The sequence below is a fragment of the Parabacteroides sp. AM17-47 genome (assembly GCF_003434625.1).
Lineage (GTDB): Bacteria > Bacteroidota > Bacteroidia > Bacteroidales > Tannerellaceae > Parabacteroides > Parabacteroides distasonis.
Window position 1 is genome coordinate 1 of sequence record NZ_QTLI01000042.1, and the last position, 15,890, is coordinate 15,890.

Genomic DNA, 15,890 nt, shown 5'->3' on the forward strand with positions numbered 1-15,890 from the left:
ATACGTTACCCAATATACGAGGGAGTTTATCGAATACTTACACTGCACCGATGGCGTATATCAGTTTAGTTCCGGGGTCGAAATAAGAACTCACCATAGAGGTGGCTTCGTTGATGCCCGCGATGCCGTTTCCCTGCGCGAAAGCGGAGGCGGTTGCGGCGATGACAAGTGCCGCGGAGAGGATTGCTTTTCTGTTTTTCAAGATGTTCTTGTTCATAAACTGTTCTTGTTTTTTGCCGTCAAAAGGGTGGATGGTCCTTTGTCGGGCGGTTGATACTTTGTTTCTTTACTTTGGTTTTAGTGGATGCCCGTTTGTTTCCACGGACGTGGGCGTGTCCGTTGCGGATAGGGATGCGCCTTGCGTTTCCTCGCCGCGTGGGTTGATGTCATTCTTTCATGTTCATTTCTTTTATTGTTGTCATACATAGTTGCGAATGTCGAACTCCTCGATGTTGTCCGGCACGACGAACTCCTTTTCAGGTTTCTTCAGCCGAATCTCGATAAGCCCCTTGATGCGGATGCCTATCTCCGAAGAGCCTTCCATCATTTTCTCGTACAACTCCGTGCCCTCCATGTCGGTGAACACCTTCGCCGCCTTTTCACGTTCCGCCTGTGTCGCGTCCGGGTTCTTGGCGGTCTTGCAGGCGTCGTCAATCTCGTCAAAGCTGCTGCCCGAAGCCCGTGGCGTGTCCGAGGCGTCCTCTTCCGGTTCGTCGTCCCCGTATCCCAGTTCCTCCGGCGGTATGCTCGTGAAGGTCTCATCGAGTTTTTCCTCCGGAACTTGTGCCGGGCGGGATGCGTTTCCCGTTTTTCCGTCGTCAAAAGTAGCCTCTTCCTCCGACAGCTCAATGCCTTTTTCCGAAGTGGCGGCTTCTTGCGTCGGTATGGCAGCGGTTGTCCGGGTGGATGCCATCCTGAAACGGCTCTTGCCGATGATGTCCGCCTTTTCCGCAGGGACTTCCTCGTGTGCCGCTATGCGTTTAGCCTCATTCCCGTCCAGTGACCGCCATAATCCGACAATGCCCTTGAAGAAGCGGACAATCCGCGTGTCCATGATGCGCTCGTAAAGGAGCAGGAACAGGAACCAGAGGTTGCAGCCGACCGATACCGCCAGCAGAATGTCTGTCATGCTGATTGTGTAATTCATATCCTTCCGTTTTTGGTTAGAATACTGAATTATAATTTCGGGCATAAAGGCTCTTTATCGCATCCTCGCACTGGTTGAAGTGATGCGTCAGCACATGGTCGATGTAAGCGGACAGCATAAGCCGGTCATGCCCGATTACACGGGTGATACACATGATACGCTCGTGGTACTCCGGGCGCACATACGCCATCTTCCCCTCACGTGCCTTTACTTCCGAGTCACGGATGAACAGACGTTCATAGTCCTTCTCGCAGCATTTGCCGCTTACCGGGACAGGCGACAGGATTTCCACACTCGCCTGCACTTGGGCAAACATACCTCCGCAGTCTTGCTGTGGTCTTTTTTCATTCGGTGTCATTTCTTTTTCCATTTTCAAATCAGATCTTCACGTTGTTTCTTGTACAGTTCGTTGATTCTCTCCTTGTGCTGTTCCAGATGTTGGCGCAGCACGGTATCCACATAGCCGCCCACCGAGATTTCACCTCCGGCGATGTCGTTCACGATTCTGAGGATTTTGCCGTGGACATCGCGGCTGATATAGACACACTGGCGGGTCTTTATCTCGTTGCGGCGCAGGAACAGCTCGTTATAGTCCTCATCCTGCCTTTTCCGGCGGCCACTTTCCCTCTGCGCTTTTTCCCGTGTTACTGGTTGCACAGGAGGTGGTTCCGGTGCGGCGGTGTCCTCTTCGGTCGGTGCAGCTGCGGGTACTTCCTGTGCGGGGCGCAGTGTCCCGTCCTGTGTGCGCCGCCCGATGGAAGCTAACAGCAGTTCCTCGTCGATGCCTTCCGTGTTCACTTTCCTGCTGCCCATGCTCACTGCGGTCTGATGATGTCGCTTATCTCTTCGGAAAACTCCCGGATGCCACTCCCTTTCAGCAGTGCCGTGTCCATCGGGAAGATGGTGGAGCGGAAAACGCTCTTGCGCTCTTCCGAAAGGTCACGGCGGAACTTCTTGCTGTCGGGCAAGCGGGTGGAAAGTACCGGAAAGCCCATTTCGGCTATCACTTCCTCGTAGATGCCGTACAGGTCGTTCCTCTCCCTGCCGTCCACCATCGTCCAAAACAGATAAAGCCCCTTTGTTTTCGCCTGTCCGGTAGTCATCAGCCTGTCGCGGAACATTGTGACGAATTTCAGGGTACTCTCCACAACAAAGCGGTCGGCACTCAGCGGAGTGAAGATGTAGTCCATCTGCGAGAGCGTCTTTATCACGCCGTTACTACGGAGTGTGCCGGGCATGTCGAAGAACACCACGTCGGGTTTCACGTCCTCAGTGGCAATCATCCTCTCGGCATCGTCGAGGGCGTTCACCGCATTGCTCTTGACGATGGTGTAGGCGTTCTTTTTCATCCGGCGGAAATGGTCGCAAGCGAGAGCCTTGAAGTAGGTGCTGCTGTCGATAAGCCCCATTTCGTGTTCGCGCAGCCCGTGGATGCTGTGCTGCGGGTCGTCGCAGTCCACGACGGCGACATTGTAGCCTTTCACGTTGTGCAGGTAGCTGGCGGCAAGTGCCGTGACAGTGGATTTGCCGATGCCACCTTTCTGTGTTGCGAATGCAACGAAGATTTCCTTACTCATAGTTCCATTTATTTTAATTGTTGAAGATTTCTTTTTCTATTTATATGCGGATTTGGTTGCTACATTATCCGCTTCAGTGAACAGACACATGGGCGGGTCATCGCGTATCCGGTTCTGTGGTGAAGCGGTGCGGCGAACAAGTGATGAATGACGACACTGCGTCATGAAGTCATTGAATCTGTACTTCACCAGATTGTCGGATAACCGGGGTTCCGACGGTTCGGGTATCCGCTTCGGCAAGTATCCGCCGAAGCGATTGTCCGGGTATTTGAATGTTCCTTTTCTCATATTTTCAAATCGTTCGTTTCTTGAATCATGCTGCAAATAAACAAGTATATTTTGGAACCTGTATCACTTCTCCGGCAAGTGGCAGCACGTTGCGCCGGTTGGCAGTCATTGACCGGGTCAAGCATCTGTCCAATACAGCTTTAAGGGCGTAACTTTGCCCCCCGGACAGCAGGGTTCGCCGATGGTGCGCGGCCCGGAGTCCTGAAAGGTATCTTCCCATCCGTCCCCTGACGGATTTTTATGTTCACCTGAACATAGCAAGGTATGTTTTCAGCCGCTCAAAATATTTTGAGCATCCCGGAAAACGCCTTGCCCTTGCAGGGGGCGGGCTTTCCCTCCGAAGTCGGAAAGCCTTTCAGAACTGCGGTGCTGTGATCCGAAGCGGCGGCTTATGCCGTCAATCCGCTAAATCCAAAGTAATATGAAAGAGAAAAGGAAAAGCAAAGCAGGGAGAAATCCCAAACTTGATCCGGCGGTGTACCGTTACACCGTCCGTTTCAACGAGGAGGAACACAATCGTTTCCTCGCCATGTTCGGAAAATCGGGTGTCTATGCACGGTCGGTTTTCCTCAAAGCGCACTTCTTCGGACAGCCGTTCAAGGTGCTGAAGGTGGACAAGACGCTGGTGGACTATTACACCAAGCTATCGGATTTTCATGCGCAGTTCCGCGCCGTGGGTACGAATTACAACCAAGTCGTGAAGGAACTGAGGCTGCATTTTTCAGAGAAAAAGGCGATGGCGTTGCTCTACAAATTAGAGCAACACACCGTCGAACTCGTGAAACTGAGCCGCCGGATTGTGGAACTTTCAAGGGAAATGGAGGCGAAATGGTCGCAAAAATCAGTGTAGGAAACTCGTTGTACGGCGCGATTGCCTATAACGGGGAGAAGATTAACGAGGCGCAGGGGCGGTTGCTTACGACCAACCGCATCTACAATGACGGTTCGGGAAAGGTGGACATCAACAAGGCGATGGAGGGTTTTCTCACCTTCATGCCGCCACAGATGAAGGTGGAGAAGCCGGTGGTGCATATTTCGCTCAACCCACATCCGGAGGATGTGTTGACCGATGCGGAATTGCAGGATATAGCCCGCGAGTATCTGGAAAAACTCGGTTTCGGCAACCAGCCTTATCTTGTTTTCAAGCACGAGGACATCGACCGCCACCACCTGCACATCGTGACGGTGCGGGTGGACGATAACGGGAAATGTATCAGCGACAAGAACAACTACTATCGTAGCAAACAAATCACCCGTGAGCTGGAGAAGAAATACGGGCTGCACGGCGCGGAGCGCAGGAACCGCCGGCTTGACACGCCGCTAAGCAAGGTGGACGCATCGGCAGGTGATGTGAAGAAGCAGGTGGCTGGCACTGTGAAGGCTCTGAACGGGCAGTACCGTTTTCAGACGATGGGCGAATACCGTGCGCTCCTTTCCTTATATAATATGACGGTGGAGGAAGCGAGGGGCAACGTGCGCGGACGGGAGTATCACGGGCTGGTCTATTCCGTCACGGACGACAAGGGTAACAAGGTGGGCAACCCGTTCAAGTCCTCGCTTTTCGGGAAGTCCGCAGGTTATGAAGCCGTACAGAGAAAATTTATCCGTTCCAAATCAGAGATTAAGGACAGGAAGCTCGCCGACATGACGAAACGCACCGTTCTTTCCGTGCTGCAAGGCACTTATGACAAGGACAAATTTGTATCCCAACTCAAAGAGAAGGGCATCGACACCGTACTGCGCTACACGGATGAAGGGCGTATCTATGGAGCGACGTTTATCGACCACCGCACAGGATGTGTACTGAACGGCTCTCGCATGGGCAAGGAGCTTTCGGCGAATGCCTTGCAGGAACACTTCACCCTGCCATACGCCGGACAACCGCCGATACCGTTATCCATCCCTATGGATGCTGCGGACAAGGCATACGGACAGACCGCATACGACCGTGAAGACGTATCGGGCGGAATGGGCTTGCTCACTCCCGAAGGTCCGGCGGTAGATGCTGAGGAAAAGGCTTTCATCCGGGCGATGAAGCGCAAAAAGAAGAAAAAGCGCAAGGGCTTGGGTTTGTAATCGGAGTATCAACAATTAAAAAATCAATGTATGTCACAACAAGAAGACGATTTGAGGGCATTGGCGAAAATCATGGATTTTCTGCGTGCCGTGAGTATTATTTTAGTGGTTATGAACGTGTACTGGTTCTGTTACGAAGTCATCCGGCTGTGGGGCGTGAACATCGGTGTGGTGGACAGAATCCTTCTGAACTTCGACCGCACGGCGGGGCTGTTCCATTCCATACTGTACACAAAGCTGTTTGCCGTCCTGCTGCTTGCCCTGTCCTGTCTGGGTACAAAGGGGGTCAAGGGAGAGAAAATCACTTGGGGAAGAATATGGACGGCACTCGCCGCCGGGTCCGTGCTGTTTTTCCTAAACTGGTGGATACTGGCTCTGCCGCTTCCGATTGAGGCGGTGATGGGGCTGTATGTCCTTACCATCGGTACGGGCTATGTCTGCCTGTTGATGGGAGGTCTGTGGATGAGCCGTCTGTTGAAACACAATTTGATGGAGGATGTTTTCAACAACGAGAACGAGAGTTTCATGCAGGAAACAAGACTCATCGAAAGCGAGTATTCGGTCAATTTGCCGACACGCTTCTATTACAAAAAGCGTTGGAACAACGGTTGGATCAATGTGGTGAATCCCTTCCGTGCGTCCATCGTGTTGGGTACGCCGGGCAGCGGCAAGTCATACGCCGTGGTAAACAATTTTATCAAGCAACAGATTGAAAAGGGCTTCTTGATGTACGTGTATGACTTCAAATTCAGCGACTTGTCCACCATTGCCTACAATCATCTGCTGAACCACCCTGACGGCTACAAGGTGAAGCCGAAGTTCTATGTGATCAACTTCGACGACCCGCGACGCTCTCATCGGTGCAATCCCATTCACCCGGATTTTATGGAAGATATTACGGATGCCTATGAGAGTGCCTACACAATAATGCTCAACCTCAATAAAACGTGGGTGCAAAAGCAGGGTGACTTCTTTGTGGAATCACCTATCATTTTGTTCGCCAGTATTATATGGTATCTTAAAATCTATCAGAACGGGAAATATTGCACGTTTCCCCATGCCATCGAATTTTTGAACCGCCGCTACGAGGATATTTTTCCGATACTGACTTCCTATCCCGAACTGGAGAACTACCTTTCCCCGTTCATGGATGCGTGGCTCGGAGGGGCTGCGGAGCAGCTCATGGGGCAGATAGCGTCGGCAAAAATTCCGCTTTCGAGGATGATTTCACCGCAGCTCTATTGGGTGATGTCGGACAGCGAGTTTACGCTGGACATCAACAATCCCGAAGAGCCGAAAATCCTATGCGTGGGCAACAATCCCGACCGTCAGAATATCTACGGGGCGGCTCTCGGATTGTATAACTCCCGCATCGTGAAGCTCATCAATAAGAAGGGGATGCTGAAGTCGTCGGTCATCATAGACGAGCTGCCGACGATATATTTCAAAGGGTTGGACAATCTTATAGCTACCGCCCGAAGCAACAAGGTTGCCGTGTGTCTGGGATTTCAGGATTTCAGCCAGCTGGTGCGCGACTACGGTGATAAGGAGGCGAAAGTGGTGATGAATACGGTCGGTAACATTTTCTCCGGGCAGGTGGTAGGTGAAACGGCAAAGACACTATCGGAACGATTCGGTAAGGTGTTGCAGAAACGGCAGTCTATCTCCATCAACCGGCAGGATGTTTCCACCTCCATTAACACGCAGATGGACGCGCTTATCCCGCCCAGCAAGATTTCCGGTTTGACGCAGGGAATGTTTGTCGGTTCGGTGTCCGACAACTTCAACGAGCGTATCGAACAGAAGATTTTCCACTGCGAGATTGTGGTGGATGCCGATAAGGTAAAACGGGAGGAAAGTGCCTACAAGAAAATCCCCGTTATTACCGATTTCACTGACGCAGACGGCAACGACCGCATGAAGGAAACGGTGCAGGCAAATTACCGGCGCATCAAGGAGGAGGTGAAGCAGATTGTTCAGGAGGAATTGGAGCGCATCGCGGGCGATGACAACCTGAAGCATCTGTTGCAGCAGAAGTAACCTATTAAAATAAGGGAGGATAGCTAAAATCCTCCCTTATTTTAATATTCCTCCAAAAGTTTATTTTGACGTAAATCTTCAATGTAACATGCTAAGTTACTTGAAACTTTATTAAATACTTTATCAAGATATGGGATGATATTTTCCAAATTCAATTCCAACTCTAACGGGAAACTATGATATTGATGTAAAAACCTTGTGATGTCATTTCTTTCTGAAACAGATAAAAGCAAAAATGGATTACTGTTTTTATAATATACCATTGCTGAAAGATGAATAAAAGCGCATCCTAATTTATAAACAAAAAAAGGCCAGCCATAAAATTTATCAGCTAAATCCACCATTTGTTTATCGGTCACGACTTTCTTTGTATTGGGATAAGACCATTTTATTCCCTCCAAAGTTTGGTTTATAAAATGCTCTCTAAGGTTTAAGTCGCTAATTGACAACAAAAACATAACTCTTACCATAGAATCTAATTCTTGACGCAGAATAGATATTACCTGCCCATATAATTGTTGTTGCAACAAAATATTTATAGCGCAAGAATGTTCTCCTGACCTTTGAGTAACTATATCGCAAAATAAATTAATATTATTTGTTTTCATTGTTGAGTGATTTCGCTTATAAGATATAGGATTTACTATTGGTTGCCACATATATCTGATGCGGCATTTCTTTTTCGTTGTATATTATTGTATGGTTGTCGCACAAGGTCATTCCCAGCCTTTCAACCACACGGATGGATGCCACGTTTTCCGGTCGGATACTGCAACAGACAGTTTTCAGTTCCAGCTCTCCAAAGGCGTATTCCAAACACGCGCGGGCGGCTTCCGTACCGTAACCGTTATGCCAGTATGTGTTATCGAGTATATAGCCAAGCTCGACAGTCTCGTTCCCGTTTAGGGTACTATTCATCAGACCGGCTTGTCCTATCAATGCGCCGCTTTCTTTCAGTATGACGGCAAAATATCCGAACCCGTCCTTGCGGTATCGGATGAGTTGCCTGTTTATCCATTTGCGCACGTCCTTTTTGGTAAAGCCGTGTTCCCAAGCGTACATGACTTCCGGCTTTCCCATTATGGCAAGGAGTGCGTCCATATCCTTACGGGTTATCCTGCGGATAAGCAGCCGTTCCGTTTCCATGACGACCAGCGATGCGGAATAGGTCTTTATCTCAAATCCGTCCTCTTTCCATTCCTTCACAAGCCTGTTGATCGTTTCTTCCACCAGACTGTCATAAGCGGCATCGGGAATAACCTTTATAAAAAAGGTGTCACGGGTTTCTTTCATGACCCATTCGTTGATGTCTTTCAGTTCCTTGCCTTCGGGAATGTAATTCTTGTGTATCATGAACTCGTTGATGTTGTCCGCCAACAATTCTTCCAACTGATAACGGATGTCATCCTCCAGTTCGGCAAATGGTATGGTTTCCTCTTCATAGATGCCTTCTATTAAAACATCATCCTCTTCCATATCCTCGTCCGGTGTCTGATTGCCCCGTTTCATGTCCAACATATCCTGCGCGAACTGCCCGGATTCCTTGTCCTTGTACTTCTTGGCATATTTTTCCAGCAGTTCCCAGTCCTGACGGCTCATCGGGCATTTGAAAACGGCTCGTTCCACCTCGTTACAGCGCACCATGTCCGCCTTCACATCATCGGGAAGCGACCGGCATTCCTTGCAGATATGCCGCGAGTGTCCTTTGCCGCTGAATTGCTCGTTGGCTTTGTACTCGCTACAAATCCGACAGTAATGCCCCTGTTGTTTCTTCTTTTTCGCCACCATACCCCGTTATTATATCAACAGTTCTTTTCCTTTATCGGTAAGACGATATTTCTGCCGGGGATGTTTCGGATTTTCCGGGTAAATAGGCTCTACCAAATTCTGCCTTATGGCTGGATACAGATATAGTTCTAAAAAATTACTTTTGTCCTTTAATCCTATCACACACATAATCTCTTTGGTTGAAAGTGTCTGTGTGCCGATTGCAGACAACACCTTTTCCACCTGTGGGGTAACTGTGGGGTGACTGTGGGGTAACTGTCGGGTAATTGTCGGGTCGTGCCCCACAGTTTTTCGGGTATAGCGGAAAATAACCCATACACTATTTCCATCTGTATGAAACTCCGGATCGGGAATGCCGACACGCCGGCATTCGCTTATCATAAGCCCGATGCCTCGTCCCCAGCTTTCCAGAACCTCGCTTTTATACAGAACATTCGCAATAATCAGGTTTTGAGGTTCTGAATTATGCCCGCTCAATAACTTTTCCATTGTTATATCCGGCGGAAAAGTTCCACTGTTCTCAATCTCCACACGGTCATCATAGATGGCAATTCCTACCGAACTGCCGGGACGGTGGTATGAGCGGTGGCAAAGGGCATTTGTGCAGCATTCCCTCAATGCCTTGTAAGGAATCTCAAGCTCTTCCTCCCGATACAAGCCTTCAACTTTGCCCGAAAGGGAAAGATGCTTGAAAAAGAACGACATTGCAGTGTCCAGCAGTGTGTAGATATTGCCAGTGGTACGCTGATTGTCTATAAACTCGTCTTTTGTAGTTCCTTTGAAACGCGCCAACCGAAGCAGGCACTGGGGATAGAAGTAAAAATCACGACCGAACAAGACTGCGGAAGCATTATTCAGTTTTCCGTCATGTAACAGGTTGAATTTTTCGAGTATGGTCGGCAAATCCTCCCTTATGGTGGCTTCGGGTAGGCGACCGCACCGGATGCCTCCACGTACCGCTCCCATAATGGCATGTTCATCAAGGTCAGTAACTTTGATGTCGGGATTCGTCATCGCCTCCCAAGCGTATTTCCCACCTCGCTGCATAAGCAGTTGGTTATATACGTCTTGCGGCATGGAGGATGTCACGCTCTCCAATCGAAGATAAGCCCGTCCCTTATAGGAGAACGGACGCATATAACGTTGGCTGTCCGCAGACAAGGCTATCACACTCTTGTCTGTATTTTGGATACTGATATACGAAACTTCGAGTGTGGCAAATGGTTCAAAACGCCGGATGGCTTCCGCAATATCACGCTTCGTCTTGTCGCTCACTTCCTGCCCGATGATCTTTCCTTTGTCGGTCACACCGAACAACACCGTGCCACCTTCGCTGTTAAGGAAAGCGCAGAGCGTTTCCATGCCGCGCTCCAACTGCCCGGTGGTTTCCTTGAACTCCACCTGCCCGTTTTCCTTTTCGGCTATCAGTTGTTTTACTATATCGAGGTTGTCTATGTTCATATTCAATTCGTAACAATTGTACAAAGATAGCGTTTTTCGCTGAAATTCGGGGCAATAGCGCGCCGAAAACGCCCTTTTTCGTATAGATTTTACTCAAACGGGAGAACAGCATGATACCATTCTCCCGCTTATACCTGATTTTATCTTCTCATACGTTCCAGCTCTTCATCGCGCAGCATTCTCTCGTTCAGTTTCTCCTGCATCTTGTCGAGGAAATAGGTACGGCTTTCGTTTTTCCGACGTTTGATGTCGGTATAGAAGCGGTAGCAATCCTTCGACTCAATACCGAATATCTTGTAGAGAATCGGGGCGAGCTGTTTTAGCGGCATATTGCCGTTGTTGATACAGCCCATCTCGTCTATGCCGTAGATAAGTTCCACGAGGTCGATGGCGTTGCCCGTCCAAAGAAGGCTGGCGGTGGTTTCTGTTGCGTTGTTGGCGGATATTAGTGGTGGCACTTGGGGCGTGGCAAGGAATTTCTGCATCTTTCTTACGAAAGACAGAGCCTTGCTGACGTAGGCGGCAATCTCTCTTCTTTCTTCTGACAGATTACGCACCGGATGGTGCTGCAACTCGATTTCGATGTAGGCAAGCGCGATGACGGTAAGGTTCATGTCCATGCCGCCGTTGCACAGTTCTATTACTTGGGTGGCGAAAGCCGTGTATGCTTTTTCCATATTGCAGTCTCCGGCTTCGTTTATCCGGCGGAAGAACTCGGTTTCCGCCAATAAAAAATAATTCATGTCCTGTCAATTTTGAAATTTTACACTCTGTTTTCGGTATGCGCACATGAATATAATTGGCAAAAAACGCGGCAGAAAACAAAAAATCCAACGCTCAATTTTACAAAGTGTTGTATTTCAGTGGTATAAAATTCAATATTTTTTCACAGGGACAAATTATCTCCGACTTAAATTGTTTGTAATCAGACATTTATTCTATTCTTGAAAATAAAAATGTATGCTTGCCGCACATTTTGGCTATCTTGCTTTTTTATCAAGGATGTAGATAATGCGGCATACACCGTTGGGAAAACTTTTCAAAGAGGAAAGCGTCCAGTGTTGCTCTGGCAGAGCCGACTTAAAAAAATGTCGTCCGCTTCCGGATATGAAAGGAACGGTGTATAGTATGATTTCATCCACAGCGTGCATACGCAGTAGTCCGTTTATATAGTCTGCCGTGTCCGGTGTGGCTTCCGCGAGGTAACGGATGTTTGTGCCGTCTTTTCTCCATTCGTGCAGCATTGAAATGGAATAGTCTGGTGTCACGCGGTAAAGGGCGTTCTTCCTGATTTCATCAAGACCGCAACGGTCAAGGCACAAATCCTGATGTGCTTTATAATATAACTCTGAAGAAAGACATCCGTCCATCGTCAGTACGGCGAGAATCTGAACTTTACCCATAATCGTTTCCTTTCGTTAGGCAAGGGTAAAAAAGTAGCGTGCAATTCACACTACCTTCAAGCGATGGCTCTGGTAAAGCCTTTACGGAGAGTACGTGAATGCACGCTATGCGTAAGCATAGCATAAGCATCACGCAATCGTCTCCGTAGTTCCAATTTACCAGATTTTCGCTTGAAACGCCTTGCGGTCTTATCCTATATGTTGGCGGCGAAAAGCTCCTGCCAATCGCCGTTTTTCTCAAATGTTATGCAAAGATAGCCAAATTCAGTGAATTACAGGCTATGATTGCTTGAATTTATATTTAAGTCCATACTCTTCAAGTTTGCTGTATAGTGTTGTCCTGCCTATTCCGAGCAGTTCGGCGGCGACACTCCGGTTGCCGTTTGCCTGTTTCAACGCACGCAATATCTGCTCCTTATCCTCCGCGTCATTGCGCAGGGCGAAGTTGACAGTAGAGGTCGGTTTCGTCACGGCAAGTTCCAGATGCTCTTTCATGACAACACCTTCCTGCGCCTGCAATACAGCACCCATAACTTTCTGCCGAAGTTCCCGCACGTTGCCCGGCCATGCGTGTGTCAGCAACGCTTTACGTGCTTCGGAACTGAACCCGCTCACGCTACACTCCAGCTCTCTGTTTGCCATATCACGGAAGAACTCTGCCAGCGGCATGATGTCTTCCTGACAGTCACGCAACGGAGGAACGGTTATCCCGAAGTCGTGCAGGCGGTACAGAAGATCCTGCCGAAAACGCTTTTCACTCACTGCCGCTTCCAGATCCTCGTTGGTGGCGGCGATGATGCGGACATTGAAACTCCTGTCTGCCTTGTCTCCGACCGGGCGATACCGCCTCTCCTGTATGGCGCGGAGCAACATCTGTTGGGTTTCCAACGCGAGGTTTCCTACCTCGTCCAGAAACAGCGTGCCGCCTTCCGCCTCATGGAAATATCCTTTCTTGGCACAATCTGCTCCTGTAAACGCTCCCTTGACGTGTCCGAAGAAGGCCGAGGGCGCAAGCTCTTTGGTGAGTGAACCGCAGTCCACCGCCACGAATGGCTTGACTGCCCGCTTGCTCTTGTCGTGCAGGTGGTGGGCAATATGTTCCTTACCCGTGCCGTTCTCTCCGAATATCATCACGCTCATATCGGTAGCGGCTACCAGCCTTATACGGTGCATGATTTTCTGAAATGCGGAACCGTCACGGGCGAACACAGGCATACGGCGTTGTCCTGCCTGACGTTCTTTCAGTATGGAACGGATCAGGGGGACAAGTTTATCCTCCACAAGCTGTTTGGGAATATAGTCTATCGAGCCGAGTTTCATGCTTTCCACGGCGGTATTAACTTCGGCGTAGTCGGTCATAATGATGAAGGGCTGCATCTTTCCCTCCTTTCGCATCCAGCGCAAAAGGTCAATGCCGTTACCGTCAGGCAGGCGCAGGTCGGCAACCACGATGTCATTATCTGTCGCCTGTTGTAGATGTTTCTTCGCGGTTGAGAGGTGGTAAGCCTTCACGGTGCGGTAGCCCTCCCGCGCCAGCATGTTGCAGACAAACTCGCAGTACACGATATTGTCTTCTACCACAATTATTGTTGTCTTATCCATCTTCGTATTTTCTCCTTTCCTCTTCTGCCAACCGGATTATTTCCGCTCCCTTATCCAGCACGGCAGTCACGGCATGGCTTAACGCTTCACCATCCGGGAGTACATCGCCATGAAGCAATCTGTAAAGTACATTTAGCGGTTGGTCGGCACGTAGCACCTCCCACGAGCTGCGCAGGTGGTGTGTCAGGGAATCCAGCTTTTGCAGGTCTTTTTCTGTTGCCGCTTCCCGTATTGTCTGCATCTCTTTTTCAGTTTCCGTCATCAACTTTTCCAGCATAACGGCTTCATTGCCGTAAGACAGCAAAGCTGAAAAATCCGGTTTCCCGTCCGGTGTTTCTTTTATGGCACACCTGTCGGAAACCTCCATCAACTCCGATATGGAGAACGGCTTGAACAGGCATCCGGCAAAGCCTTTTGCCAATAGTTCCCCTTTGTTACAACTGCCCGAAGCGGTTGCCACAACCACCGGGATTGTTGGTGAATTGCCCACGTTGGACGAACGCAACAGTTCCAGTAATTCGAAACCGTTTATACCGGGCATATTCAAGTCTGTCAGCAACAGGCTGTATTCTTTCTGGCGTATCATTTCCATCAGTTCCGCAGCATCGGTGCAAGTGTCGCAGTGTATTCCTTCTTGGGAGTACATCTCTTTCAGCATCAGAAGTAATACCTCATCATTGTCAATGGCGACAACATCATGGAATTTATTGTTATGATAAACAGGTGTATTGCTTGTATATCCAAGCTGTTCTTCAGCTTCCTGCATAGAAATTTCAACTGTGAAACGACTGCCTTTCCCTTTCTTGCTGTCCAAACGGATTGTTCCGCCAAGCATCGACACAATATTACGCATTATGGCAAGCCCAAGCCCGAAACCCTCCTTTGCGGCGGCATTTGATAGACGTTCAAACGCACCGAACGCTTGTTTCTGTTCCTCTTCTGTCATGCCTGTACCTGTATCTTCAACGACCAGTGTCAGAACTCCATTATCATATTCAGTAATCAAAGAAACACCGCCTTCTTCTGTGAACTTGACTGCGTTTGACAGCAGGTTATTCCCGATTTGTATTATTCGCTCTTTGTCGGTCAATACAATGGCATCGTGTCCAGTCTTCACGGACAAGGACAACCCTTTGTTCACTGCAACAGGAATGAACTCCGTTTCAAGTGTGTGCGTGATTGCAGAAATCCGGCAGGGTGACAGACGGGGCTGTTCCTTGCCGTTGTCCAGGCGGAAGAAGTCAAGCAAAGTGTTGAGCATATCCCGCATACGGTCGGAGGATTGCAGTATATTTCGGATATATTGCCCATTATTACCGCTATTGCATTCTTTCCGCAAAAGTTCGGTATAGCCAGTTATTGCCGTCAGTGGTGTACGCAACTCATGGGTAATAGTATGTACCGCTTTCTTTCGGGAGGTTATGAGTACCTCATTTTGTTGCACGGACTGTTCCAATTGCTCGATCAAATCCGTTGTCTTGCGTTTGTATCGTTTAATGTTCTTTGCATCACGGTGTATGATGATATAGGAAATGACCAACAGCAAAAGAACAAATCCCATCAAGCCGCCTATCTGCATAAATGATTTTTTACGCATCGCTGTTATCTCGCTTTCTCTATTTTGTAAATCAGATTGTACCTTCTTTTCGATTTGGCAAATCAATCCTTGCAGTTGTCTGTTAAGTTCTGCATTACGGGCAGCAAGACTATCGGCTTGTTCTGACAATCGACGGCTCTGCGCTTTCTGTTCGTTGACCATGTTTCTATTGGATGAACGGAGCGTAGTCGTTGTTGTCGTTGGCTTCGTTCCCTCTTTTTTGCCAAAGATGCCCAAGAAACCTTTTCGTTTTGGCTTTTTGGACTGTTCCTGCACACTTTTCTGCACAATAACCGGAATTTGATTGGCTATCTTCTTGTTAATAGATTGTTGTTCATCCATTAACCGGACTATCTGGAACATCTGTCGTTCCTTATCCTCTAAAAGACTGCGCACACTATCGATGCGCTCTGCTGGATAGGTGGCCTTGAAACGGCAGAGCATACTGTCCATTGCCATACGCCGTGCATGGTAATGCTCGATATCTTTATCGTTCCATTCCAGTATTGTTTCACCCAATAGAGAAAATTTTATCATTTGAATATTGATATTGTTTATTTCTTTTCGGAGCTCGTCTATTTTTTTATTGCCAAGTTCTAATGCTTCTATCTCCTGCCATTCATAGAGGCTATTATATGCCATACATCCGATAAGAATGGAGATAAGTATATATCCCAACTGTATTGCCTTATAGAAATTTCCTGACCGCTCCATTATTTTGATGACATTGATTTTTGGAACATGAATAAAAGTTTATCTTTTTCGTTCATGCGGATATTATCAGAATAATCGCCTTTTGTTATTTGATACCCGCATGGCTTGACCATAAAAACGCCTAAGCCCTTAGTGTATGAACTTACTTCTGAGGCGTAGTCTTTACTTGTATTTAATGGAACTTTCCCTTTAATATG

14 protein-coding genes and 2 pseudogenes are annotated in these 15,890 nt (G+C 48.5%); 3 read left to right on the forward strand and 13 right to left on the reverse strand.

Features of this window, described 5'->3' with window-relative positions; genetic code table 11:
• Positions 1 to 40: 40 nt before the first annotated feature.
• The 5 genes and pseudogenes from DW205_RS21275 to DW205_RS21295 all read right to left on the reverse strand — a co-directional run.
• Positions 41 to 217 (reverse strand): annotated as a pseudogene (locus DW205_RS21275) (DUF4134 family protein); the annotation flags it as partial.
• 201 nt (positions 218 to 418) lie between these two features.
• A complete protein-coding gene (locus DW205_RS21280) occupies positions 419 to 1,147 on the reverse strand; it encodes a conjugal transfer protein TraD (protein WP_118435245.1) in 729 nt (242 codons plus the stop codon).
• Between the two features lie 16 nt (positions 1,148 to 1,163).
• Positions 1,164 to 1,517: a DUF3408 domain-containing protein gene (locus DW205_RS21285; protein WP_025880727.1), complete on the reverse strand. Its 354-nt coding sequence runs from the start codon at positions 1,515 to 1,517 to the stop codon at positions 1,164 to 1,166.
• A 2-nt stretch (positions 1,518 to 1,519) separates the two neighbouring features.
• Complete coding sequence (locus DW205_RS21290) at positions 1,520 to 1,960, reverse strand: DUF3408 domain-containing protein (RefSeq protein WP_002560986.1); 441 nt, start codon at positions 1,958 to 1,960, stop codon at positions 1,520 to 1,522.
• Between the two features lie 2 nt (positions 1,961 to 1,962).
• Entirely contained in the window at positions 1,963 to 2,724 is a 762-nt protein-coding gene (locus tag DW205_RS21295; protein WP_002560987.1) for a ParA family protein, read from the reverse strand.
• 709 nt (positions 2,725 to 3,433) lie between these two features.
• On the opposite strand from DW205_RS21295, the gene mobA reads away from it, so the two are divergent.
• From mobA to mobC, 3 genes are read left to right on the forward strand one after another with little or no spacing between them, the layout of a single operon-like run.
• A complete protein-coding gene (mobA, locus tag DW205_RS21310) occupies positions 3,434 to 3,862 on the forward strand; it encodes a conjugal transfer protein MobA (RefSeq protein WP_002560988.1) in 429 nt (142 codons plus the stop codon).
• The gene (gene mobB, locus DW205_RS21315; protein WP_002560989.1) at positions 3,841 to 5,088 is read left to right on the forward strand and encodes a conjugal transfer protein MobB; all 1,248 of its coding nucleotides are present in this window, start codon (positions 3,841 to 3,843) and stop codon (positions 5,086 to 5,088) included. The genes mobA and mobB overlap by 22 nt, the downstream gene beginning before the upstream one ends.
• A 30-nt stretch (positions 5,089 to 5,118) precedes the next feature.
• Complete coding sequence (gene mobC / locus DW205_RS21320) at positions 5,119 to 7,128, forward strand: conjugal transfer protein MobC (RefSeq protein WP_002560990.1); 2,010 nt, start codon at positions 5,119 to 5,121, stop codon at positions 7,126 to 7,128.
• A gap of 41 nt (positions 7,129 to 7,169) precedes the next feature.
• Here mobC and DW205_RS21325 read toward each other — a convergent pair whose 3' ends face one another.
• The 8 genes and pseudogenes from DW205_RS21325 to DW205_RS21360 all read right to left on the reverse strand — a co-directional run.
• Positions 7,170 to 7,736: a hypothetical protein gene (locus tag DW205_RS21325; protein WP_002560991.1), complete on the reverse strand. Its 567-nt coding sequence runs from the start codon at positions 7,734 to 7,736 to the stop codon at positions 7,170 to 7,172.
• A 16-nt stretch (positions 7,737 to 7,752) separates the two neighbouring features.
• Positions 7,753 to 8,916, reverse strand: a complete 1,164-nt coding sequence (locus tag DW205_RS21330; RefSeq protein ID WP_002560992.1) for a GNAT family N-acetyltransferase — start codon at positions 8,914 to 8,916, stop codon at positions 7,753 to 7,755.
• 9 nt (positions 8,917 to 8,925) lie between these two features.
• Positions 8,926 to 10,377, reverse strand: coding sequence for an ATP-binding protein (locus DW205_RS21335; protein WP_002560993.1), 1,452 nt, complete (start codon positions 10,375 to 10,377; stop codon positions 8,926 to 8,928).
• 140 nt (positions 10,378 to 10,517) lie between these two features.
• Positions 10,518 to 11,120, reverse strand: a complete 603-nt coding sequence (locus DW205_RS21340) for an RteC domain-containing protein (protein WP_002560994.1) — start codon at positions 11,118 to 11,120, stop codon at positions 10,518 to 10,520.
• 237 nt (positions 11,121 to 11,357) lie between these two features.
• Positions 11,358 to 11,780: a dihydrofolate reductase family protein gene (locus DW205_RS21345; RefSeq protein WP_002560995.1), complete on the reverse strand. Its 423-nt coding sequence runs from the start codon at positions 11,778 to 11,780 to the stop codon at positions 11,358 to 11,360.
• Between the two features lie 279 nt (positions 11,781 to 12,059).
• Positions 12,060 to 13,382 carry a sigma-54 dependent transcriptional regulator gene (locus tag DW205_RS21350; RefSeq protein ID WP_121963161.1) on the reverse strand — a complete coding sequence of 441 codons (1,323 nt, stop codon included), beginning with the start codon at positions 13,380 to 13,382 and terminating at the stop codon, positions 12,060 to 12,062.
• A complete protein-coding gene (locus tag DW205_RS21355; RefSeq protein WP_002560997.1) occupies positions 13,375 to 15,693 on the reverse strand; it encodes an ATP-binding protein in 2,319 nt (772 codons plus the stop codon). The genes DW205_RS21350 and DW205_RS21355 overlap by 8 nt, the downstream gene beginning before the upstream one ends.
• Positions 15,693 to 15,890 (reverse strand): annotated as a pseudogene (locus DW205_RS21360) (tetracycline resistance ribosomal protection protein); the annotation flags it as partial. The pseudogene DW205_RS21360 and the gene DW205_RS21355, both read right to left, overlap by 1 nt.